The following is a 21409-nucleotide window of genomic DNA, read 5'->3' as shown; positions in this document are numbered from 1 at the left end:
GGGCCGGGCTGGCCGGGCTGGCCGGGCTGCTGGTCGTGGCGCGGCGGGACGGCGAACGGGTCCGGCCGGTCGCGGTCGCGGCGGGCGGCGCCGCCCTCGCGCGGCAGCCGGAAGCGCTCGGGCAGCGGGCGCCCGGCGAACCAGCTGCGCGCCGGCTCGAGCCACAGCATGACGATGGAGACGGTCACCACCGCCGAGGCGAAGCCGCCGGCGATCGAGCCCGCGACGAAGATCGGCACCGCGAGCACGCTGAGCACCACCCGGGCGAACCGGTCGCGCCGCAGGGCGAGGAAGCCGAGCACCGCAGCGGCCGTCGCGCACGCCCCGAGCACCAGGATCGCGACGCGACGCATCTCGCGCGCGCCCTCGAAGGAGAGGCCGAGGGAGCTGCCGGGGGCCTCGGCGAGGAACTGCTGGAGCATCTCGCGCGTCTCGAGCGTGCGCAGCGCGGCCATGGCCTCGAACGCGCCCAGCAGCACGATCACGGACCCGCCCACGACCAGCCACCCGGAGAAGGTGACCTGGGGCGGACGCGGCTGCTGTGCGGACGGGCTCACCCGCTCATTCCACCAGACGCGTGGGTGCGGCCCGGACGCGCGGCGGGCCGTTCGGTCCCCGCGCGCCGGGCCGCGTCACGCCGCCGATCAGACGACCTCGAGCCGCAGCCCCTCGTCGCCCTCGGCGCGCACGACCCGCACCGCACCGCCGTCGGCGACCTGGCCGCCGATGAGCAGCCGCGCCAGCGGGTCGCCGATGGCGCTCTGGATGAGCCTCCGCAGCGGGCGCGCGCCGTACGCCGGGTCGTAGCCCGTGTCGGCGAGCCACTGCTTCGCCTCGGGCGTCACCTCGACGCCGATGCGCCGGGCCGCCAGCCGCTCCTCCAGCAGGCGCAGCTGGATGTCGACGATGCTCGTCAGCGCCTCCTTGCTCAGCGCCTCGAAGAGCACGATCTCGTCGAGCCGGTTGAGGAACTCGGGCTTGAAGCTCGCCCGCACGACCCCCATCACCTGCTCGCGCCTGCTCCCCGGGTCCAGCAGCGGGTCGACGAGGTAGCTCGACCCCAGGTTCGAGGTGAGGACGAGCAGGGTGTTGCGGAAGTCGACCGTGCGGCCCTGGCCGTCGGTGAGGCGACCGTCGTCGAGCACCTGCAGCAGGATGTCGAAGACCTCCGGGTGCGCCTTCTCCACCTCGTCGAGCAGCACGACCGAGTAGGGCCGGCGCCGCACGGCCTCGGTCAGCTGGCCGCCCTCGTCGTACCCGACGTAGCCGGGGGGCGCACCCACGAGGCGGGACACGGCGTGCTTCTCCGAGTACTCGCTCATGTCGATGCGCACGATCGCGCGCTCGTCGTCGAACAGGAAGTCCGCGAGCGACTTCGCCAGCTCGGTCTTGCCCGTGCCCGTGGGGCCGAGGAACAGGAACGACCCCGTCGGCCGGTTCGGGTCGGAGATGCCTGCCCGCGAGCGGCGTACGGCGTCGCTCACCGCGGTCACGGCCTCGTGCTGGCCGATGAGGCGCTCGCCGATGACCTCCTCCATCCGCAGCAGCTTCGCGCTCTCGCCCTCGAGGAGACGGCCGGTCGGGATGCCCGTCCACGCCTCGACGACGTCCGCGATCTGCTCGGCGCCGACCTCGTCGCCGACGAGCGGCTCCGCGTCGTCGTCGCCGGCCTTCCCCATGGCTTGAGAGGCGTTGATCCGCTCCTCAAGCTCTCGGACCTTCACGCTGTTTTCGTAGCGCTGGCGCAGCATTTCAGTTTTCTCGGCGCCCTCCGGCAGCGGCGTGCTTTCGCGCTCCAGCCGGTCCGCCTCCGTGCGCAACCTTTCGAGCTGGCGGCGCAGCTCGCCCTCGCCCTCGAGGCTCTGCTTCTCGCGCTCCCAGCGGGCCTCGAGGCCGCGCAGCTCCTCCTCGCGGTCGGCGAGGTCGGCCCGCAGGCGTGCGAGGCGCTCGACCGATGCGTCGTCGCTCTCCTTCTCCAGCGCGAACTGCTCCATCTTGAGCCGCTCGACCTGCCGGCGGAGCTGGTCGATCTCCTCGGGGGACGACTCGTGCTCCATGCGCAGCCGGCTCGCGGCCTCGTCGATGAGGTCGATGGCCTTGTCGGGCAGCTGGCGCCCGGTGATGTACCGGTCGCTCAGGGTCGCGGCGGCGACGAGCGCGGCGTCCGTGATGCGCACGCGGTGGTGGGCCTCGTACTTCTCCTGGATCCCGCGCAGGATCTGGATGGTGTCCTCGACGCTCGGCTCGCCGACGAAGACCTGCTGGAAGCGCCGTTCCAGCGCCGGGTCCTTCTCGACGTGCTCGCGGAACTCGTCGAGCGTCGTGGCGCCGACCATGTGCAGCTCGCCGCGCGCCAGCATCGGCTTGAGCATGTTGCCGGCGTCCATCGCGCCCTCGCCGCCGGCGCCCGCGCCGACCACGGTGTGCAGCTCGTCGATGAACGTGATGACCTGGCCGCCGGCGTCCTTGATCTCCTCGAGGACGGCCTTGAGGCGCTCCTCGAACTCGCCGCGGTACTTCGCGCCGGCGACCATCGCCGCCAGGTCGAGGCTGAGCAGGCGGCGGCCCTTGAGCGAGTCCGGCACGTCACCGGCCACGATGCGCTGGGCCAACCCCTCGACCACGGCGGTCTTGCCGACGCCGGGCTCGCCGATGAGCACCGGGTTGTTCTTGGTGCGCCGGCTCAGCACCTGCACGACGCGGCGGATCTCGGCGTCGCGCCCGATCACCGGGTCGAGCCGGCCCTCCTCCGCGGCGCGGGTGAGGTCGACGGAGTACTTCTCCAGCGCCTCGTACGTCGACTCGGCCTCCTGGCTCGTGACCCGCCGGGAGCCGCGCACGGCGACGAGCTGCTCCGAGAGACCCTGCGTCGTGAGGCCGGCGTCGGTGAGCACCCGCTGCGCCGAGCTCTCCACCGAGGAGAGGGCGACGAGGAGGTGCTCGGAGGCGACGAAGTCGTCCTTCATCGCGCCCGCGAGGTCGATGGCCTTCGCCAGGACGCGGGTGAGCGCGGGTGACGCGCCGGGCTGCTGCACCGTCGCGCCCGTGGCGCTCGGCAGGGCGCCGACGGCGCGCTCGGCGGCGCCCAGGAGGGCACCCGGCTCGACACCGGACCCGGTGACGATCGTGCCGACGATGCCCTCGCCTGACTCGCGCAGCAGCGCGACGAGCAGGTGGACCGGCTCCGTGGCGCTGTTGCCCGCCGACGTCGCGGCGAGCTGCGCCGCGGCGATCGCGTCGCGCGCGCGGGTGGTGAACTTGTCGGCCCCGAACTGACTCATCTCCGTGCCTCCCCTGGACGATCCGGTGTGGTGCCTCGCGCTGGTGGTGCGGGGCGCGCGGCCCAGTGTGGCCGCCTGACCACTTCAACCGCAGTCAAGTTGAGTCTGTTCCCCTCAACTTCGATGTTGTCCACGCCGAGCGTCCCGACGACCGGTACCCGCCCGGCTTGCGTCAGCGTTGCGCCAGTCTTTCGCTGCGTTCCGTGGCGCGGGACACGTCGGCACTCGGAAGATCGACCGGGCCACCCGTCGGGCGGCTCGTCCACCCTCCCCGAAGGACCTCCCATGCGCACCCTCGAGCCGCCGGTCCCACCCGCCGACCCCGAGGCGTCCCCGCGCCCCGCCCGCGTGGTCGTCGTCGACGACACCCCGGACCTGCGCAACCTGCTGCGCCTGATGCTCACCCGCGGCGGGTTCGAGATCGTGGGCGAGGCGGTGGACGGCCTCGACGCGCTCGCCGTCGTCGGGCGCACCCAGCCCGACGTCGTGCTGCTCGACATCGCGATGCCACGGATGGACGGCATCGAGGCGCTCCCGCAGCTGCGGCGCGCCAGCCCCGGCGCGCGGATCGTCGCCATGTCGGCCTTCGGGGCCGCCCACATGGCGAACCGGGCGGTCGCCGCGGGCGCCGACGGGTACGTCGAGAAGGGCACCTCGCTCCACTCGATCCTCACCTACGTGCGCGAGCTCGCCGGCGACCCCGAGCGACCGACGCGTCCCCTGGCCGTCACGTCCGCCGCCACCGGTCTCGCGACCTCGACGCCGCTGCGCCCGGCGACCACGCCCGCGGTGCGGCCGGCGCCGGTCACGAACGCCGACCTGGCGACGCTGGCGTTCGACCACGCGCCGTACGGGATCCTCGTCGTGTCCGACGAGCCCGCCCCGCGGGTGATCGCGAGCAACGCAGCGGCCCGCGGGGTGGTCGACGTACCCCTCTCCCCCGGCGGTCTGCTCGGCCTCACCGCGCCCGAGCTGGCGCAGGCCGTGGCCGACCACCGCCACCACGACCACGTCGAGCTGCAGGTGGCGGTCGGTGCGGGCTCCGTGCACGTGACGGTACGGCGGACCGAGGCGGGCGTGCTCGTCTACCTCGACGCCACCGACGAGGAGCTCGGCATGCTGCGGCGGGCCATCGCGACGGCCGCGCACGAGCTGCGCGGCCCGATCTCCGCGATCGACGGCGCCGTCGACGTGCTGGGCTGGGGCGGCGACCCGCTGCCCGAGGAGGAGCGCACCCGGCTGCTGCGCACCGTCGTGCGCCAGGTGCAGCAGCTCGACCGCGTGACGTCCGACCTCTACACGGCGACGCAGGTCCACCTCGGCACCCTCCACGTGGACCCGCGGCCCACGGTGATCGGCGCGCTGGTCCAGGAGCTGCTCGCGCACGCCGACGACGTGACGGTCGACGTGACCTCGGACCGGGCCGCGATGGCCGACCCGCTGCGGGTGGAGCAGATGCTGGGCAACCTGCTGAGCAACGCCGGCAAGTACGGCGCGCCCCCCTGCACCGTCGTGGTCCGCGACGGGCGCTCGGGCACGGTGCGCATCGAGGTCGTCGACCGCGGGCCCGGCGTGCCGGCCGAGCTCGAGCCCCACCTGTTCCGCGAGTTCACCCGCGGCTCCGGCGCCGTCGCCCGCGGCACCGGGCTGGGCCTGTGGATCGTGCGCACGCTCGCCGAGGCCCAGGGCGGCTCGGTGGCCTACCGCCGCCACCCCGAGGGCGGGTCGATCTTCACCGTCCAGCTGCCGACCGCCTAGGTCCGGGGCCGGGCGCCTAGGTCCGGGGCCGGCCGGGCGTGGCCCGGGGCCCGTCCCGGCGCCCGAGGAGGAGCGGCACGACGGCCCACAGCAGGAGCAGGGTGACGAGCACCGCGCCAGCGAGCACCAGGGCCGGACGCAGGCCGAGCACGACGTCGGAGACGAACAGGACGACGCCGGAGCACACGAGCGCCAGGAGCAGCAGCCCGGCCCGCGCCAGCTGGTTCGCCGACTCCACCAGCCACCGGCGGCGGCGCTGGCGGAAGAGCAGCCGGTGGTAGGCCACCGGCGCCACGATGAGCCCCGTCGTCAGCACCGAGCCGACGAGCAGCGTGAGGTAGAGCGTGCGCTGACCCTCGGTCAGGTCGCCGAAGCGCTCGGTGAACGGGATGGTCACGAGGAAGCCCGTGAGGAGCTGCACGCCGGTCTGCACGACCCGCAGCTCCTGCATCAGCTCCGACCAGTTGCGGTCGAGCCGCTCGTCGGTGAGACCTGCCCCGAGGTGGTCGCGCGCCTCCTGCGGGGGGTGGGGGTCGTGGCTCGGCATCGTGCGCCTCCTGGCCCCCCGTCCCTGGCCTGTCGCTGACCGGCCAGCGTACGCCGCGGGGTCGGGCGCGGCCACGGGTCGTCGCCGGTGGTTCGCCCCGCGGTCGTCCTGCGGCGGGGTGGCCGCGACCACCGGCTGCCTACGCTGGCGGGGCCGCGCGGCGGCGACGGCGAGGCGATCCACAGGCGACTGCGAACGGTGTCCACGGGTACTGGCTCGCCGTCACTGACAGAGGAGGACTGCATGCACCTGCCCCGGCCCCGAGGTCCCATCAGCGAGGCAGTGGTGGAGGTCGTGCGCGGCGGGCGTGCGGAGATCCCCAGCGTCACCGACATCCGGAGCGAGGACGCCCAGATCGCGTTGTGGACGGTCTACGAGCTCGCCTACCGCGGGTTCGGCGACGCGTCGCCCGACGCCGAGCGCGACCTGGAGCTGCTGCGCTGGCGCCACCACGCGGAGGACCTCCTCGAGGCCGAGCTGCGGGACCTCACCCGCGCCGCCGTCGACGAGGCCCGTGCGGCCGCCGCCACCGTCGAGGGCCGCCTGCGCGCCCTGGTCGACGCCGGGCCGTCGACGCCGCTGGCGCGCCACCTGCAGCGTCGCGCGACCCGCGAGCAGGTGCTCGCCTACCTCGTCGAGCGCAGCGTCTACCACCTCAAGGAGTCGGACCCCCAGGCCTTCGTGCTCGGCCGGGTCGACGGGCCCGCGAAGGTGGCGCTGGGCGAGCTGCTCTACGACGAGTACGGCGGGGGGCGCCCCGAGCGCCTGCACTCCCACCTGTACGCCGAGGCGCTCGAGGCCTGCGGGCTGGACGCGACGTACGGCGCCTACATCGACCAGGTCGAGGCGCCCACCCTGCTGTCCAACAACGTGATGTCGCTCTTCGCGATGCAGCGCCGGCTGCGCGGCGCGTCCCTCGGTCACCTGGCGGCGTTCGAGGCGACGAGCACGGACCCGTGCCGCCGCATCGCGGTCGGCATCGAGCGGGTGGGCCTGCCGGACGCCGCCGCGGCGTACTTCCACGAGCACGTCGAGGCCGACGCCGTCCACGAGCAGGTCGTCATGGGCGACATCTGCGGCGCGGCCGTCGCCGCCGAGCCGGCGATCGAGGACGACCTGCTGCTCGGCGCCGCCACCTGCCTCATCATCGACGCGGAAGCCAGCCAGGCGCTGTACGACGCGATCACCGCCCCCGCGCCCGAGCTCGCCGGGGCTGGCCGATGAGCAGCGGCGCCCCCGACGCCGGTCGTGCTGGCGGTCGGGAGGCCGGTCGCGACCCCGTGCGCGTGCGCGTGTGCCCCGACGGTCCGCTGCTGCTGCGCGGCGCGGACGAGGTCATGGACGCCGACGGCCGCGCCCACCCCGTCACCCGCCCCGTCGTCGCCGTCTGCGTCTGCGGCGGCACCGCCCGCGCGCCCTGGTGCGACGGCACCCACGCACTGCTCAACAAGCGCCGCGCTGCTAACAACTCCTGAGGGCCCCCGTCCCGCCCGACTTGACCTGCCTGCCTGCCCGGGCATGGTTTCGAGGGATTGCGGAGCAACCCACCTCACCACCGAGGGGTTCTGTTGATGGTGGCCGCGTGCGCGCCCGCCGGTGAGCGAGGTGGCCGCGTGGCAGTGCGGTGGGTGAGGTGGCCCGCCGGCCCATTCCGGTGGTTGAGGCGGTCGCGCGGCAGTGCGGTGGGTGAGGCGGTCGCGCGGCAGTGCGTTGGCTGAGGTGGCCCGCCGGCCCATTCCGGTGGTTGAGGTGGTCGCGCGGCACTGCGGTGGCTGAGGCGGTCGCGCGCACTGCGTTGGCGAGGTGGCCCGCCGGCCCATTCCGGTGGTTGAGGTGGCCGCCCCGGCGGCCCTCGAAACCACGTGTCAGACATCCGGGCTCATCAGACCCGTCGGGTGAACCTGAGCTTGCCGGTGCCGAGTGTCTCGGTCAGGTACGTCGGGGCGTGGGCGACGCGGTGGTGGCGCCAGCACAGCAACCGACCGCGCGTCACCGACGTCCCTCCTCCGCGTGACCAGGGATCGTCGTGGTGGGCCTCGCACCGGTGCGGTGGTGCGTCACAGTCCTCTGCGGTGCACCCCCCGTCGCGCAGGATCATCGCGATCCGCTGGGGTTTGGTGTGGAACCGCGCGGCCCGGCCCAGGTCCAGGACTTCGCTCTTCGTGCCCAGCACCGCCGGGACGAGGTCCGCGCCGCAGGCGAGGCGTCGTGCCTCGCCGGGCGAGATGCGGTGGCCGGTGTCGAGCGACGCTGCGGCCAGGCCGCCGGTGAGGGTGTCGACCGACATCGTCACCACGACCGTCGCGCCGGCTCCGGCGGCGTCGGGGAGGTCGGCGTCACGCATCCGCTCGATGAGTTCGACGAACGCCTGGCCACGCCGCTCCCAGGCGGGCCGAGCATCAGCCGCGTCGCCATCGCTCCCGGCCCGGAGGTGGCTGCGTCGCGGCGAAGAGATGGCGTCGAGCATCTTGGTGAACATCGCCCCGTGCAGCTCCGGCACCGTGAACCGCCCGTGGACACAGCCGTGGCCGTCCTCGCGCATCGTCAACCGGATCTTCGCGACCGCTTCGCGCTCCTCCTGCGCCAGCAGCTCCGCCTCCCGGGCTTCACCGACAGCGGGCGCGACGACGTCGAGGATCCGCCGGCCCAGGACGCGCAGGGCCTTGGCGTCGTGCTCGCGGGCGAACCCGACCAGCGTGCGTTCCGCCTCATCCCTGACCTCCGCGGTCACGTCGCCCAGGTCATCCAGCGCCCGCACCACCACCTCGAGCTGATCGGGCGAGACCGCGCCGGAAGCAGCCGCGGCGGCGAGGACGCCGTACTGCTCGTTCACGGCGACCGCGACACGGACGCGGCGATGGGCCTCGGCGCGGGTCACCTGGGTGGCGTTCGCGAACCACACCGCGGTCGACGCCGCACCCGTCGCGTCCTCGACGCGCACCTCGCTGGCGTGGGCCAGGAGCCGCGACTGCAGCGCGGCAAGACGGTTCGCGGCCCGCTCGAGCTCGACGAGGGCCGCGCCCGTCTCGACCGGGCCCAGCGTCAGCAGACCGAGCTCGAACCCGTCGTCCAGGTCGTCGTGGACGCGCGCGACGACCCCGGCGAGGGGGTGCAGCGCCGTCTCGGTCATAGGTCCATGACACCAGGGACCACCGACATTCCTGGGCTCGATCCGCGCCTCTCCACAACTGACGTCTGCGCAGTTCAGAAGGGGTGCGTCGCTGACGACGACTCGCGTGCCCCGGTGTGGTTTCGAGGGCCGCCGGGGCGGCCACCTCAACCACCAAGAGCGCGCGCCGGGCGGCGCGCGGCTCGCGACGACTCGACGCCCCTAGGCGTACAGCGCGCGACGACTCGGCGTACCCCGGCGCGGTTTCGAGGGCAGCCCGGGGCGGCCACCTCAACCACCAAGAGCGCGCGCCGGGCGGCGCGCGGCTCGCGACGACTCGACGCCCCTAGGCGTACAGCGCGCGACGACTCGGCGTACCCCGGCGTGGTTTCGAGGGCCGCCGGGGCGGCCACCTCAACCACCAGGAGCGCGCGCGCCGGGCGGCGCGCGGCTGGCGACGACTCGGCGCCCCTAGGCGTGCGGCTCGCGACGACTCGGCGGCCCTGCGCGTGCAGCTCGCGACGACTCGGCGTACCCGGCGCGCCCGGCCCTCTACTCCGCGGCGGCGAAGTGGACGAGCATGCCGCGGTCGAACTGCCGCACCTCGGCGACGCGCAGCGCGCCGGAGGTGACGTCGGCATGGGCCTCGAGCGCGGCGAGCTGGTCGACGGGGCCGACCTGCAGCACGAGGTGGCCGCCCGGGAGCAGGACGCGCGCGGTGTGGGAGACGCAGGCGACGGCGAGGTCGGTGCCGTCGGGTCCGCCGTCGATGGCGAGCAGCGGGTCCTCGGGGAACTGCCCGACCTCCTCGCGCGGCACCCACGGCGGGTCGGCGAGCACGAGGGGGTACGTCGGCGCGAGGGGCTCGACGGCCCGGAAGTCGCCCTGCACGACCTCGGAGGCGACGCCGGCGGCGGCCGCGTTGAGGCGGGCGTAGTCGCAGGCGACCGGGTCGAGGTCCATCTGCACCAGCGGACGGCCGGCCGTCTTGGCCGCGACGATCCCCATGTGGCCGGCGCCGCAGCAGAGCTCGAGGATCGGGCCGGGCGGGGCGGTGGCGGCGAGCTGCGCCACCCACACCGACTGGGCCACGGTCCACGGCCGCGGCTCCAGCACGCGCCGGTCCCAGCGGATGAGCTCGGTCGAGAACACGGTGGTGAGCTGCTCCACGCCCTCGGCGGGCGGCGGCCCCGGGGCAGGCTCGACTGACACGGCGTCGCTGGTCATGGGCGCCCGGTACCCGCGCGACGAGACGTCAGGCACCTCACCGACCCCCGCCCGGTACCCCGTCGGCCGCCGCCGCACGCACCAGCTCGCTCAGCTGACGCCGGGTGCGCGCGGCCTCCGGCACCGCCCGCGTCATCCACACGTGGAACATGGCCGTCACCTCCCGCACCCGCAGCGTCGCGCCGGCGGCGAGCGCGCGCCGTACCAGCCCGTCGACCGCCGGCCGCAGGATGTCGTGGTCGCCGATGAACAGCTCGAGCGGCGGCAGGCCGTCGAGGGGCCCGGCGACGGGGCTGACCAGCGGGTCGGCGGGGTCGCGCGGCCCCGCCCACCACCGGCCGGCCGCGCGCAGCCCGCCCTCCTCCAGCATGGGGTCGGTGGCCTCGAGGTCGCCGACCTCGTCCTCGTCGAGGGTCGCGTCGAGCCACGGGCACAGCAGCACGAGGCGCGCCGGCTGCCGCGGCTGGCCCCGCAGCCGCTGGCCGATCACCAGCGTCAGCGCCCCGCCCGCCGAGTCGCCCATGACGACGAGCGGGAGGTCGTCGGCGCAGGCGTCGCCCACGAGACCGAGCAGACGGGGCAGCACCTCGTCGACGTCCGCGCCGGGCGCGAGCGGGTACGCCGGCACGACGACCTCCGCGGGCGCCGCGGCCAGGGCGCGCACGAGGCGCCAGTAGTCGGCCGTCAGCGGGTGCACGTAGCCACCGCCGTGGAGGTAGACCACCCGGGCGACGGGCGCCGTGTCGCGGGGCCGCACCACCCACGTGCGCATCCCGTGCCGCTGCTCCTCGCGCACGTCGAGGCGCCGCCGCGTCCACCGCGTGGGCGGGGCGTCGCCCTTCCGCTGCAGCGCGAGCGCGTTCTCCCGGGTGTGCTCGGCGCCCGTGAACGCGTCCTTGTCGCGCCCGAGCCACATGCCGGCCACGTAGAGCCGGGTCCAGGGCGTGGGCGGGCGGTCGTCGACGTCGTGGGTGACGCCGGGCGGCGGCAGGTCGGGACGGGGGGCGCTCACGCCTCCCAGGCTGCCAGCCGGGTCCAGGCCGGGCGGTGGGACCCGGCCCTCAGTCGGCCCGGGGCGCCGGCGCCAGCTTCTCCGACGACGGCGACGTGGGCGGCGCCTGGTGCACCGGGAAGGCGGTGGAGGCGACCTCGGCCTCCGTCACGAAGCACATCCGCGCGAAGTCCACCCCGAACGGCGTCAGGTGGATGCTGCGCCGCAGGATGCGCGCGAACTTCACGGAGTGCGTCGCGCTCAGCACGTCGGGCTGCGCCTCGACCACCTGGTAGCGCAGCAGGTCGTCGAGCGACTCCGACGACTGCCACACCAGCCCGAGGCGCGAGAGGTTGTTGAGGTACTGCGGCACGAGCTCGACGTACCGCAGCCCCGCCCGCGCTCCGATCATGTTGAGCCCCCGGGCCACGAGCTGGGAGTTCACCATCCCGACCGGGCCGCCGGTGCGCACGTCGACCGACGGCTGCGGGCCGTCCTTGAGCAGCAGCACCAGGATGCGCGCCTCGTCGGGCGCGATGTCGGCGAGGATCCGCTCGTACGCCGGGTGGCTGCCCTCGGTGTGCCACACGTCGCGCGACTGCTCCAGCAGCTTCGCGCCCTTCGCGCGCAGCCGCTGCTCCTCGCTGAGGCGCCGCGAGCCGTGGTGGGTCTCGGGGACGGGCGCCGCGCTCGCCCGCTCCGCCGGGACGCGCGCCTGCGCCTGCGCCACGGCCTGGGGCAGCGGCGTGCCCGACGAGAGGGCCCGCGCGACGCTCGAGACCAGGGCCGCTGCGTCGTTGAGGTCGCGGGTCAGCTCCGCCGCGGCGTCGGGGTCGACCATGGCGCGCACGAGCTTGCGGCCGGTCCGCGCGTACGCCGTGACCCCCCACTCCGCGGTGTGGTACGCCGTCGTGGCCGCGATGCGGGCCAGCCCGGGCAGCGCGTCGACCGCGGGCGCCAACGAGGCCGGCACCCGGTCGGCGACGACCGCAGGCAGGAACGACGGCACCCGGGCCGGCAGCCGCGGGCGCCTCGACCGGGACGGCGCCGGGAGCGCCGGCGTGCCGTCCTCGCGCACCACCTGCTGGCGCGGCGCGCCCCAGCCACCCGACGTGCCCCTGCCCGACGTGCTGCCGCCCGACGTGCTGCCGCCCGACGTACCCCTGCTCACCGGCCTCCGACCCCGAACATCCAGAGGTGGAGGAACCCACCCGCTGCGCCCATGATGGCGCCGTGGGCGTAGAGCATCCACTCGTCCTCCTTGATCGCGGCCCGCATCATCTCCACGAAGTCGCGCGGCGGCAGCTCCTTGCAGCGCTGGGCGATGAGGCTCTGGATCTTGTCGGACTGCCGGGCGCTGAACACGGGGTCCTGGAAGGGGCGCATGGTGCGGCCCACCGCCTCCTGGGCCACCGACTCCTTGATGGTGTCGAAGCGGCTGGTGCCGACGGCCACCCGCACCGCACCGCGCGCCGGCCCGATCGCGCCGTCGATCGCGGGCTCCAGCGCCGTCGCGAGCATCTGCCGGGTGCGGTCGCCGCGCGGGCCGTCGAGCAGGAAGTCGCCGATGCGCTCCAGCGTGATCACGTCCGTCGCGATGTGCCGGGCGTAGATCTCGGCGGCCTCGGACTGGCGGCGCGGGAAGAGGCCCTGGAACGTGAAGGGGCCGACCTTGGTGCGCTCCGCAGGGTCGAAGATCAGCCACATGCCGAGCAGGTTGGTCATCCACCCGACGACGACACCCATGAGCGGCAGCGCCCACCACTGCCCGAAGGCGTGGTCGATGACGGCCACCGGGATGCCCAGCAGGAAGCCGAAGACGAACCCGAAGACCACCATGAGCCGCAGCTCCTTGGCCCCGAAGTCGCGGAAGATCCGCACGACCAGGTCGGGGTTCTTCTCGAAGTGGTCGATGACCATGATCTTGGGGTCGAGCAGCTGGTCGATGTGGATGCCGATCTCCGTCGTCACCCGGCGCACGACCTGCGGCAGCTGGTGCTGCACCCGCTCCACGATCGCGACGCGCACGGGCCGCGGGAGGTCGTGCCACAGCCGCGGGTGCTCGCGCAGCATCACCTGCTCGACGAGCTCGGGGATCTCGGGGGAGAACATCTCGACGATGTGCTCGGCGATGCGGTCGGGCTCCAGCTCCTGGTAGAACTCCGCCGGCGTGCCGAGCTTCGCGATCGCCTTGTCGACGGCGATGCTGCCCATCTTGGCGGCGCGCGCGGGCACGATGCCCTGCCAGCCCAGCCCGCCGCGCAGGAAGCCGGGGATCTCCTGCACCTTGCGCGGCGACGCCGCGGCCAGCTCCTTGAGCCCGGGCACCCGGAAGCCGTGGAAGTGGGTCGGGGAGAACAGCATCCACAGGCCCGACCAGTTGATCAGCCAGCCCACGACGGCGGTGAAGACGGGGATGGACCAGAAGTGCACCCAGTCCATGTGGGCGAGGTAGTCACGCAGCCACTCACCTGCAGCGTCCACGTGTCGACCTCACCCCTCGCGACGTCCTGCCCGGTGCGGGTCGCCGCCCCCGGGTCGTTCTCCCGCTCGTGCCGTTGCGAAGGTTAACCGCAAGTAGCCTCGGCGGACCACGATCGCGAGACCTGGATCACCCGCGGGCTCACACGCCGCGGTTGCGCCGCCACACGACGAGGGACTGGCTGGGGTCGGCCGGGCGCAGCACGGGCAGGTTCCCCGCGCGGGCGGGGGCGGGCGTCGTACGGCGGGCCGCGACCGCCTGCCGCAGGGCCTCGCGCGTCGCCTCGAGCTCGGCGACGAGCTCCTCGTTGCGCCGGCGCAGCGCGACGAGGTGGTTCTCGAGGTCGAGGATGCGCCGCACCCCCTCGATGCCGGTGCCGGCGGAGGTGAGCTCGGCGATGTCGCGCAGGCGGTCGATGTCGCGGGCCGAGTAGCGCCGGCCCCCGCCGCCCGTGCGGCCGGGGGTGATGAGCCCCATCCGCTCGTACGCGCGGAGCGTCTGCGGGTGGAGCCCGGTCAGCTCGGCCGCGACGGAGATGACGAAGACCGCGGCGTCGGGGTCCGGCCCCGCGGGGCCACCGCGGGCGGCCATCACGCCTCCTCGAACAGCCCGGCCCGCAGCGGGCGCCCGGCCATCGCCGCGCGGTAGTTCTCCACGGCCTCGCGCGCCCCGGCGTCGAGGGTGGCGGGCACCTGCACCTGCACGGTGGCCAGCAGGTCGCCGTTCGTGCCGTCGGCGCGGCGCGCGCCCTTGCCGCGCACCCGGAAGGTGCGCCCGCTGGGCGTGCCCGGCGGGATGCGCAGCGTGACGGGGCCGCCGCCCAGCGTCGGGACCTTGATCTCCGCGCCGAGCGCGAGCTCGTCGAAGCCGACGGGCACGTCGAGGGTCAGGTTGTCGTCGCGGCGCCCGAAGAGGCGGTGCGGCGAGACCTTCACGGTGACGAACAGGTCGCCCGCACCGCCACCGTTCTCGCCCGGGGCGCCCTTGCCGCGCAGGCGGATCCGCTGACCGTCCTTCACGCCCGCCGGGATGCGCGCCTGGATCGTGCGGGCCGACGTGCCGCGGCCGGTGCCGTGGCAGGTGGGGCACGACTCGTCGTACACGAGCTGGCGGCCGTGGCAGACCGGGCAGGTCTCGTTCATCGAGAACGCGCCGCCCACCGAGCCGACGACGTAGCCCGCGCCCTCGCACTCCACGCACACGTGGGGCTTGGTGCCGGGCTTGCCGCCGGTGCCGTTGCACGTCGGGCAGGCCGCCTCGCTGGCCAGGCGCAGCGAGATCGTGACGCCCTCGAGGGCGTCGGTGAAGCTGATGGTCGCGGTGCTCTCGACGTCGGCGCCCTTCGTGGCGCGGCTGCGCGTCTGCTGGCGCCGGCCCCCGAAGATGTCGCCGAACATGTCGCCGATGCCGCCGGCCCCGCCCGCGCCACCTGCGCCGGCGCGGTCGCGGAGCAGGTCGGAGAGGTCGAAGCCGCCGAACCCGCCGGCGCCGCCCCCGCCGAAGCCCCCGCCGAAGCCGCTCGGCATGGCGCGGACCTCGTCGTACTGCTTGCGCTTGGCCGGGTCCCCGATCACGTCGTAGGCCTCGGCGACCTCCTTGAAGCGGTCGTGCTTCGCCGTGTCGCCCGGGTTGGAGTCGGGGTGGTTGGCGCGCGCCAGCTTCCGGTAGGCCTTCTTGATGTCGTCGGCCGAGGCGTCCTTCCCGACACCCAGCACCTTGTAGAAGTCCTTCGTCGCCCAGTCGGCGTTGCTCATCCGCGCACCTCCTCGTCACTCGTCTCCGACGTCCACCACCCGGCCCGCTCGTGCGGGCGGGGTGGGCCGGCCGGGCCGGTACGACGTCGTACCGGCCCGGCCGTCACCTCACTCCGGGTCGACGACCAGCACCTGCGCGGCGCGCACGACGCGCTCGCCGATGCGGTAGCCGGCCTTGGCCACGACCTTCACCGTGGGCACGGTGACCTCCGGGTCGCTGCCCATGGTCGACAGCGCCTCGTGGAGGTTCGGGTCGAACGCGTCGCCCGGCTCGGCGAACTTCGTCAGGCCCTGCGCCCCGACCACCCGCTCCAGCTGGTCGGCGACGGCCTTGAGGCCGCCCTCCAGCGGGGCGTGCTCCCGCGCGCGGTCGATGGTGTCGAGCACCTCGACCACGGGCGCGAGCACCTTGTACGACGCGTTCTGGGCGAGCAGCTCGCGGTCGCGCTCGACGCGGCGCTTGTAGTTGACGAACTCCGCCTGGAGGCGCTGGAGGTCCGCCGTGCGCTCCGCCAGCTCCATCCGCGTCACCGCGAGCTCGTCGGCGACGGCCTGGTCGGCCCCCGCCTCGTCGGCGGGACCCGCCTCGCCCGCCTCGCCGGCCGAGCCGGCCTCGCCACCGGCGAGGCTCGACTCGGTCGGCTCGGCGACCTGCGGCTCGTCCACCTCGCCCGAGGGCGACTCGGACGGCGGGCGCTCCTCGTGCGGCTGGTCAGCCGTCACTTCTGCTCACCCTCGGGGCCCTCGTCGACGATCTCGGCGTCGACGACGTCCTCGTCGGCCTCACCGGTCGAGCCGGTGGTGCCGCCGGCCGCGGCCTGGTCGGCCTCGGCCTGGGCGTAGAGAGCGGCGCCCATCTTCTGGCTGGAGCCGTTGAGCTTCGTGACGCCGGCCTGGATCTCGTCGGCGGTGGCGTCGTCGCGACCCAGCACCTCCTTGAGCGCGTCCACGTCGCCCTGCACCTCGGTCTTGACGTCCTCGGGCAGCTTGTCCGCGTTGTCCGTCAGGAACTTCTCGGTCGTGTAGACGAGCTGGTCGGCCGTGTTGCGGGCCTCGACGGCGGCGCGCCGCTTGGCGTCCTCCTCGGCGTACTGCTCCGCCTCCTTGACCATGCGGTCGATCTCGTCCTTGCCGAGCGCCGAGCCGCCGGAGATGGTCATCGACTGCTCGCGGCCCGAGGCCTGGTCCTTCGCCGAGACGTGCACGATGCCGTTGGCGTCGATGTCGAAGGTGACCTCGATCTTCGGCACGCCACGCGGCGCCGGCGGCAGGCCCGTCAGCTCGAAGTTGCCGAGCGGCTGGTTCTGCGACCACATCTGGCGCTCGCCCTGCGCGACCTTGATCTCGACCGACGGCTGGTTGTCGTCCGCCGTCGTGAAGATCTCGCTGCGCTTGGTCGGGATCGTCGTGTTGCGCTCGATGAGGGTGGTCATGATGCCGCCCTTCGTCTCGATGCCCAGGCTCAGCGGCGTGACGTCGAGGAGCAGCACGTCCTTGACCTCGCCCTTGAGCACGCCGGCCTGCAGGGCCGCGCCGAGCGCGACGACCTCGTCCGGGTTGACGCCCTTGTTGGGCTCCTTGCCGCCGAGCAGCTCCTTCACCAGGTCGGAGACGGCCGGCATGCGGGTGGAACCACCCACGAGCACGACGTGGTCGATCGCGGAGACCGCGACGCCGCCGTCCTTCAGCACCTGCTGGAAGGGCGACTTGGTGCGCTCGAGCAGGTCGGCGGTGATGCGCTGGAACTCGCCGCGCGTCAGCTTCTCCTCGAAGTGCAGCGGGCCCGACTCGCCGTGGGTGATGTAGGGCAGGTGGATCGTGGTCTCGCTGGAGGAGGAGAGCTCGATCTTCGCCTTCTCCGCCGCCTCCTGGAGGCGCTGCGCGGCGATTTTGTCCGCGCCGAGGTCCACGCCGTTGGCGTTCTTGAACTTCGTGACCATCCACTCGACGACGCGCTTGTCCCAGTCGTCACCACCGAGCTCGTTGTCGCCGCTGGTGGCCTTCACCTCGACGACGCCCTCGCCGATCTCCAGCAGCGAGACGTCGAACGTGCCGCCACCGAGGTCGAAGACGAGGATCGTCTGGTCGTCGCCCTTGTCGAGGCCGTAGGCCAGCGCGGCCGCCGTCGGCTCGTTGACGATGCGGGAGACGTTGAGGCCGGCGATCTCGCCCGCCTCCTTCGTCGCCTGGCGCTGCGCGTCGGAGAAGTACGCCGGCACCGTGATGACCGCGTCGGTCACGGGCTCGCCGAGGTAGGCCTCCGCGTCGCGCTTCAGCTTCTGGAGCACGAACGCGCTGATCTGCTGGGGGGTGAAGGACTTGTCGTCGAGCTGGGTCTTCCAGTCCGTGCCCATGTGCCGCTTCACCGAGCGGATGGTGCGGTCGACGTTGGTGACCGCCTGACGCTTGGCGACCTCGCCGACGAGGACCTCGCCGGACTTCGCGAACGCGACGACGGACGGCGTGGTGCGCGCGCCCTCGGCGTTGGCGATGACGGTCGGCTCGCCGCCCTCCAGGACGGCGACGACCGAGTTGGTGGTGCCGAGGTCGATTCCGACTGCGCGAGCCATGTGTTCCTCCTGTGCTGGGGTGCCGGGCTGGGTACCGGGCTGTCTGCGGGACCGGCGTCGAGTCGGGTGGGACCATCTGCGTCTGACCGCGACCGACGCTCCGGGCGTGACTCCCATGGTGCGTCGCCGGGTCGAGTCTCACAAATTTGCTGAGCCGACTCAACTCAACTTTCGTCGTACGGGGCAACGCAGGTCCGGCCGACTCCATTCCCGCCTTGGCGGATCCGCAGCGCTCAGTCGCGGATCGGCTCGGGCGGGCCCGCGACGACGTGGGGCCGCTGCTCGCTCCACGCGGCGGTGAGAGCGGTGGCGACGTCGCGCTCGCCCGCGATCACGAGTCGACCCGAGCCCGCCGGCGGGTCCTCGTGACGGTGGGACCCACGTCGGTCGGGGTCACCGGCTGAGCACTCGGCGCAGAGGACCCGGACACCGCCCCAGTCGTCGAACCCGAGCCCGGCGTCCAGCACCGCGTCGGCCAGCGCCTCGACGTCGGCGGGCCCGGCCCCCTCGACGCTCACCTCCCAGGCCGGTGTCGTCGAGGCCTCGATGAGCCGGAGGGCGTCGAACACGGGCACCTTGCGACCGTCCAGGGTGCGGGTGCCGGAAGGCGCCCCGTCGTGAGCGACGAGGTCGCCGTACCGGTGACCCGTCTCGGCGAACGGGATGCTGACGACCCGGCCGTGCGCCGGGCTCAGGCGGCGTGTCCAGACGACGGCGCTCGCCCCTCCGCCCGGCGCGGTCGGCGGCCGCTCCTCCGGGTTGAGGCGCACGGGCGCGAGCCCCAGGTCGGCCTCGATGGGCCCGTCGCCCTCCCCCAGGTCGACCCCCACGCCGGCGACGTCCCAGGCCCTGCGCGCGTCGGCCCAGCGCTCGAGCACCGTGGCCGCGATCCCGGCGTTCCACGCCGAGGGATGCTCGCCCCGGTAGGAACGGCGGCCCCGCGGCGTGAGGAGCGGCACGGCGCGCTCGCTGCGCTCGGCGCACAGCTCCCACCTGCCCTCGACCTTGGCGAGCAGTCCCGTCTGGAACCACGTGTCGTGGTCGTCGGGCGATCCCGCGACGAGCTGCTCGGCGATCTCCTCCGCGCGGGACACGTCTCCGGCCTCGTAGGCCGCCCACATCGAGCGGACGGAAGGACCACGATCACGACGGGAGCGGAGGCGCACGACGCCATCGTCCCACCTACGCTGCCTCCGTGGACGACCTCGACGCGCTGCGCGACCGCCTGGTCACGAGCATCGTCGCGACCCTCGGACCGCTGCTCGCGCCGCACGTCGGCGAGCGGGTCTACGCGGTCGCGCTGCTGACCGACTCCGACGTGTCGACGGTCGGTCTCGCCGCGCACGGCGAGGGGGCCCTGGTGCGGCTGGTAGCGGCGCAGTCCGCGGCCGACCGGGACGACGAGGGCATGCGCGCCCACCTGCGCTGGTGGCCCGACGAGTGGGGCGACGGCGACCTGGGCGTGGTCCCCGAGGACGGCGCGGAGCCCCTGGTGCGCGTGAGCGATGCCCTCGCCCGCGCCCACGACGCCGCTCTGGACGCCGCCCCGGACGCCGGGCAGTGGCGCCGGGTCGGCCGAGCGCTGCTGGACGACGCGCTGGGCGACGCACGGGTGCGCGCGCGCCTGGCGGAGGTCGCGCCGGGCAGCCACCCGGTGCTGTTCGTGACGGACACCGACGGCGCCATGGCCCCCACCGTCGCGAGCATCGACGCGCTCGACCGCGACCACCCGGACCCTGACCTCGTGGCGGCGGCGCGGGCCCACCTCGGCGCCTGACGCGTCAGGCAGGGGTGAGTCGGGTGGGCGGACCAGCCGGGTGGGCGGACCCGCCGGTCAGCCGATCTGGATGGTGACCTCGTTCGACGCCAGCCCCGTGCTGTCGTCGACGGCGCGGATGCGGTTCTCGCCCGGCCGGCCCAGCGCGATGTAGGTGGAGTACAGCCCGCCGGAGACCGAGGTGTTGGCGGCGATGTCGTTCCAGCTGCCGTCGGTGAAGCGCTGGATCGTGAGGATCGCGCCGTCGCCGCCGGTGTACACCCCGGAGATGTCGATGCGGTCCATGACGCCCGCGCTCGTGGTGCTCGCCTGCAGCGTGATCTCGGGCGCGGCCGCCGCGGTCGTGGTGGTGGTCGTCGCCGCCGGCTCGGGCTCCTCGGACTCCTCCGCGTCCTCGGAGCCCCCCTCGCCCTCGGGGGTCAGCGTGATGAGCGGCCCCGTGGGCGAGTCAGTGAGGCTCACCTCGGGCAGCACGAGGGTGGGCTCCGCGGCCTCGCCCCCACCGCCGCCGCCACCGCCGGAGAGACCTAGCACGCGCACGCCGCCGAGGGCCACGAGCCCCACGATCAGGCCGACGACGAGGCCCACCCCCACGAGGGCGATGACGCCCACGAGCACGGGCCGGTCGTCGTTCTCGTCCACCACCGCGGTGACTCCCTCGGTCTCGTCCCTGCCCGCGCACCGCGGGCCGTTGGTCGGCCATTCTCGTCGCGGGTGTCAAGCCGACCAAACGGGCGACCGGGCGCCGCGGCCCTCACGGCGCGGCTCACGGCACGGTGACGACCTCCCAGACCGGTGCGGCACCCGTCTTCTCGTCCCCGCAGCTCTGCCGGCGCGCGGCGCCCGGGCGCGACGCCACGCGGCAGCGCACGAGCTCCTCGGCCCCGCCGCCGCCCGCCACCGCGAGCACGACCTCGTCGTCCCCGGCCTCGAGCACGCGCACCGCGTCGAGCGCGGTCAGCCCCGTCGTCGCCCGCACGTGCAGCTCCGCCGCCTGGGCGGCCGCGGGCAGGCCGGCCGCGCCCCGCGCCACCTCGAGCGGGACGTGCCCGTCGGCCAGCGCGGCACACGCCGCGACCGCTCCGCCCGGGTCGAGCCGACCCAGCGCCACCCCCGACGGCAGCGCCACCAGCGTCGCGGAGAACCGGTGCCCGCCCAGGTGCGTGGTCTCCCACGTCGCCTCGGGCCACCGGTCCGCGAGCGCCTGCGCCACCGGGCGCCCGAGCTCGGCGCAGCACAGGTCGCGACGGCCGTTGGTGCACACCAGCCACAGCGGGTCCGGGTACGGCGCCGCTCCCGGCAGCGCGCCCCGTGCGACGTCGTCGGCACGGGTGCCGAGCAGGGCGGCGAGGTCGGGCAGGAGGGCCGCGGTGACGGCGTACCCGGCGCCCTCGCGGCGGGCGGCGAACACGTGCCGCGGGCCGTCCGGCCGCCGTCCGGGCCGGCGCACCAGCTGCACCCGCACGCCCCGCAGCCCGCCGAGGTGGGCCGCCACCTCGGGCGGCAGGTCGCTCTCCCGCAGCGCCTTGCGGCCCCACGGGCCGGGCTGCTCGACGAGCAGCCACGTGTCGTCGGTCGGCGCGGTGCCCGCGAGGGGCTCGTCGTCGGCCGCGCTGGCGGCGGCGCAGCGGAACGTCACAGCAGTCCCTTCCGGCGGGCCAGCGCCGCCGCCTCGGTGCGCCCGGACGCGCCGAGCTTGGCGAGGATGTTCGAGACGTGCACCGACACCGTCTTGACGCTGATGAACAGCTGACGGGCGATCTCCCCGTTGCTGCGGCCCTGGGCGACCAGGCCGAGGATCTCGCGCTCGCGGGAGGTCAGCGGCTCGTCCGTGCGGTCGGGCCTCGCGGCGCGCGCGCCGCCCCCGCGCCCCGACGCGCCCGACCCGGCCGCCCGGCGCCCCAGCACGGGCG

The 21409-nt window shown here is 74.4% G+C and carries 20 protein-coding genes; 4 read left to right on the top strand and 16 right to left on the bottom strand.

Going from position 1 to position 21409, the window contains the following annotated elements; genetic code table 11:
- Positions 1-557 (bottom strand): hypothetical protein (locus KK617_RS15290; protein WP_277500966.1); only part of this gene is annotated, 557 nt, incomplete at its 3' end.
- Positions 558-644: 87 nt separating this feature from the next.
- The gene (locus KK617_RS15285; protein ID WP_277500965.1) at positions 645-3281 is read right to left on the bottom strand and encodes an AAA family ATPase; all 2637 of its coding nucleotides are present in this window, start codon (positions 3279-3281) and stop codon (positions 645-647) included.
- Positions 3282-3566: 285 nt separating this feature from the next.
- Here KK617_RS15285 and KK617_RS15280 point away from each other — a divergent pair, with 285 nt between their 5' ends.
- Positions 3567-5039, top strand: a complete 1473-nt coding sequence (locus KK617_RS15280) for a hybrid sensor histidine kinase/response regulator (protein WP_277500963.1) — start codon at positions 3567-3569, stop codon at positions 5037-5039.
- Positions 5040-5055: 16 nt separating this feature from the next.
- Here the strand turns inward: KK617_RS15280 and KK617_RS15275 are convergent, their stop codons facing one another.
- Positions 5056-5586, bottom strand: coding sequence for a DUF6328 family protein (locus KK617_RS15275; protein WP_277500962.1), 531 nt, complete (start codon positions 5584-5586; stop codon positions 5056-5058).
- A 243-nt stretch (positions 5587-5829) separates the two neighbouring features.
- Here KK617_RS15275 and KK617_RS15270 point away from each other — a divergent pair, with 243 nt between their 5' ends.
- Entirely contained in the window at positions 5830-6810 is a 981-nt protein-coding gene (locus KK617_RS15270) for an iron-containing redox enzyme family protein (protein ID WP_277500961.1), read from the top strand.
- Entirely contained in the window at positions 6807-7061 is a 255-nt protein-coding gene (locus KK617_RS15265; RefSeq protein ID WP_277500960.1) for a CDGSH iron-sulfur domain-containing protein, read from the top strand. The genes KK617_RS15270 and KK617_RS15265 overlap by 4 nt, the downstream gene beginning before the upstream one ends.
- Positions 7062-7468: 407 nt before the next feature.
- On the opposite strand, the gene KK617_RS15260 is transcribed toward KK617_RS15265, so the two are convergent.
- The 10 genes from KK617_RS15260 to KK617_RS15215 form a co-directional block, all read right to left on the bottom strand.
- Entirely contained in the window at positions 7469-8716 is a 1248-nt protein-coding gene (locus KK617_RS15260; RefSeq protein WP_277500959.1) for an HNH endonuclease signature motif containing protein, read from the bottom strand.
- A 531-nt stretch (positions 8717-9247) separates the two neighbouring features.
- A complete protein-coding gene (locus KK617_RS15255) occupies positions 9248-9922 on the bottom strand; it encodes a class I SAM-dependent methyltransferase (protein ID WP_277500958.1) in 675 nt (224 codons plus the stop codon).
- A 37-nt stretch (positions 9923-9959) separates the two neighbouring features.
- Positions 9960-10934 carry an alpha/beta hydrolase gene (locus KK617_RS15250; protein WP_277500957.1) on the bottom strand — a complete coding sequence of 325 codons (975 nt, stop codon included), beginning with the start codon at positions 10932-10934 and terminating at the stop codon, positions 9960-9962.
- A 49-nt stretch (positions 10935-10983) separates the two neighbouring features.
- Entirely contained in the window at positions 10984-12084 is a 1101-nt protein-coding gene (locus tag KK617_RS15245) for an Abi-alpha family protein (protein ID WP_277500956.1), read from the bottom strand.
- On the bottom strand, positions 12081-13397 hold the full coding sequence (locus KK617_RS15240) for a hypothetical protein (RefSeq protein ID WP_277500955.1): 1317 nt from the start codon (positions 13395-13397) through the stop codon (positions 12081-12083). The genes KK617_RS15245 and KK617_RS15240 overlap by 4 nt, the downstream gene beginning before the upstream one ends.
- Before the next feature lie 139 nt (positions 13398-13536).
- Positions 13537-13986, bottom strand: a complete 450-nt coding sequence (locus KK617_RS15235; RefSeq protein WP_277500954.1) for a MerR family transcriptional regulator — start codon at positions 13984-13986, stop codon at positions 13537-13539.
- Complete coding sequence (dnaJ, locus tag KK617_RS15230; protein ID WP_277500953.1) at positions 13986-15149, bottom strand: molecular chaperone DnaJ; 1164 nt, start codon at positions 15147-15149, stop codon at positions 13986-13988. The genes KK617_RS15235 and dnaJ overlap by 1 nt, the downstream gene beginning before the upstream one ends.
- A 108-nt stretch (positions 15150-15257) precedes the next feature.
- Positions 15258-15872: a nucleotide exchange factor GrpE gene (grpE, locus tag KK617_RS15225; RefSeq protein ID WP_277500952.1), complete on the bottom strand. Its 615-nt coding sequence runs from the start codon at positions 15870-15872 to the stop codon at positions 15258-15260.
- On the bottom strand, positions 15869-17719 hold the full coding sequence (dnaK, locus tag KK617_RS15220) for a molecular chaperone DnaK (protein ID WP_277500950.1): 1851 nt from the start codon (positions 17717-17719) through the stop codon (positions 15869-15871). Before dnaK ends, grpE begins: the two co-directional genes overlap by 4 nt.
- A gap of 233 nt (positions 17720-17952) precedes the next feature.
- Complete coding sequence (locus KK617_RS15215; protein WP_277500949.1) at positions 17953-18840, bottom strand: hypothetical protein; 888 nt, start codon at positions 18838-18840, stop codon at positions 17953-17955.
- A 74-nt stretch (positions 18841-18914) separates the two neighbouring features.
- On the opposite strand from KK617_RS15215, the gene KK617_RS15210 reads away from it, so the two are divergent.
- Positions 18915-19496, top strand: coding sequence for a DUF4303 domain-containing protein (locus KK617_RS15210; protein WP_277500948.1), 582 nt, complete (start codon positions 18915-18917; stop codon positions 19494-19496).
- A gap of 57 nt (positions 19497-19553) precedes the next feature.
- Here KK617_RS15210 and KK617_RS15205 read toward each other — a convergent pair whose 3' ends face one another.
- The 3 genes from KK617_RS15205 to KK617_RS15195 all read right to left on the bottom strand — a co-directional run.
- A complete protein-coding gene (locus KK617_RS15205; RefSeq protein WP_277500947.1) occupies positions 19554-20141 on the bottom strand; it encodes a hypothetical protein in 588 nt (195 codons plus the stop codon).
- Positions 20142-20262: 121 nt separating this feature from the next.
- Positions 20263-21135 carry a sucrase ferredoxin gene (locus tag KK617_RS15200; protein ID WP_277500946.1) on the bottom strand — a complete coding sequence of 291 codons (873 nt, stop codon included), beginning with the start codon at positions 21133-21135 and terminating at the stop codon, positions 20263-20265.
- On the bottom strand, positions 21132-21409 hold a 278-nt coding region (locus KK617_RS15195), incomplete at its 5' end, for a response regulator transcription factor (protein WP_277500945.1). The genes KK617_RS15200 and KK617_RS15195, both read right to left, overlap by 4 nt.

This window comes from Nocardioides sp. ChNu-99, from assembly GCF_029493445.1.
GTDB lineage: Bacteria > Actinomycetota > Actinomycetes > Propionibacteriales > Nocardioidaceae > Nocardioides.
The sequence above is the reverse complement of the archived record's forward strand: the minus strand, read 5'-3'. Positions and strand labels throughout refer to the sequence as shown.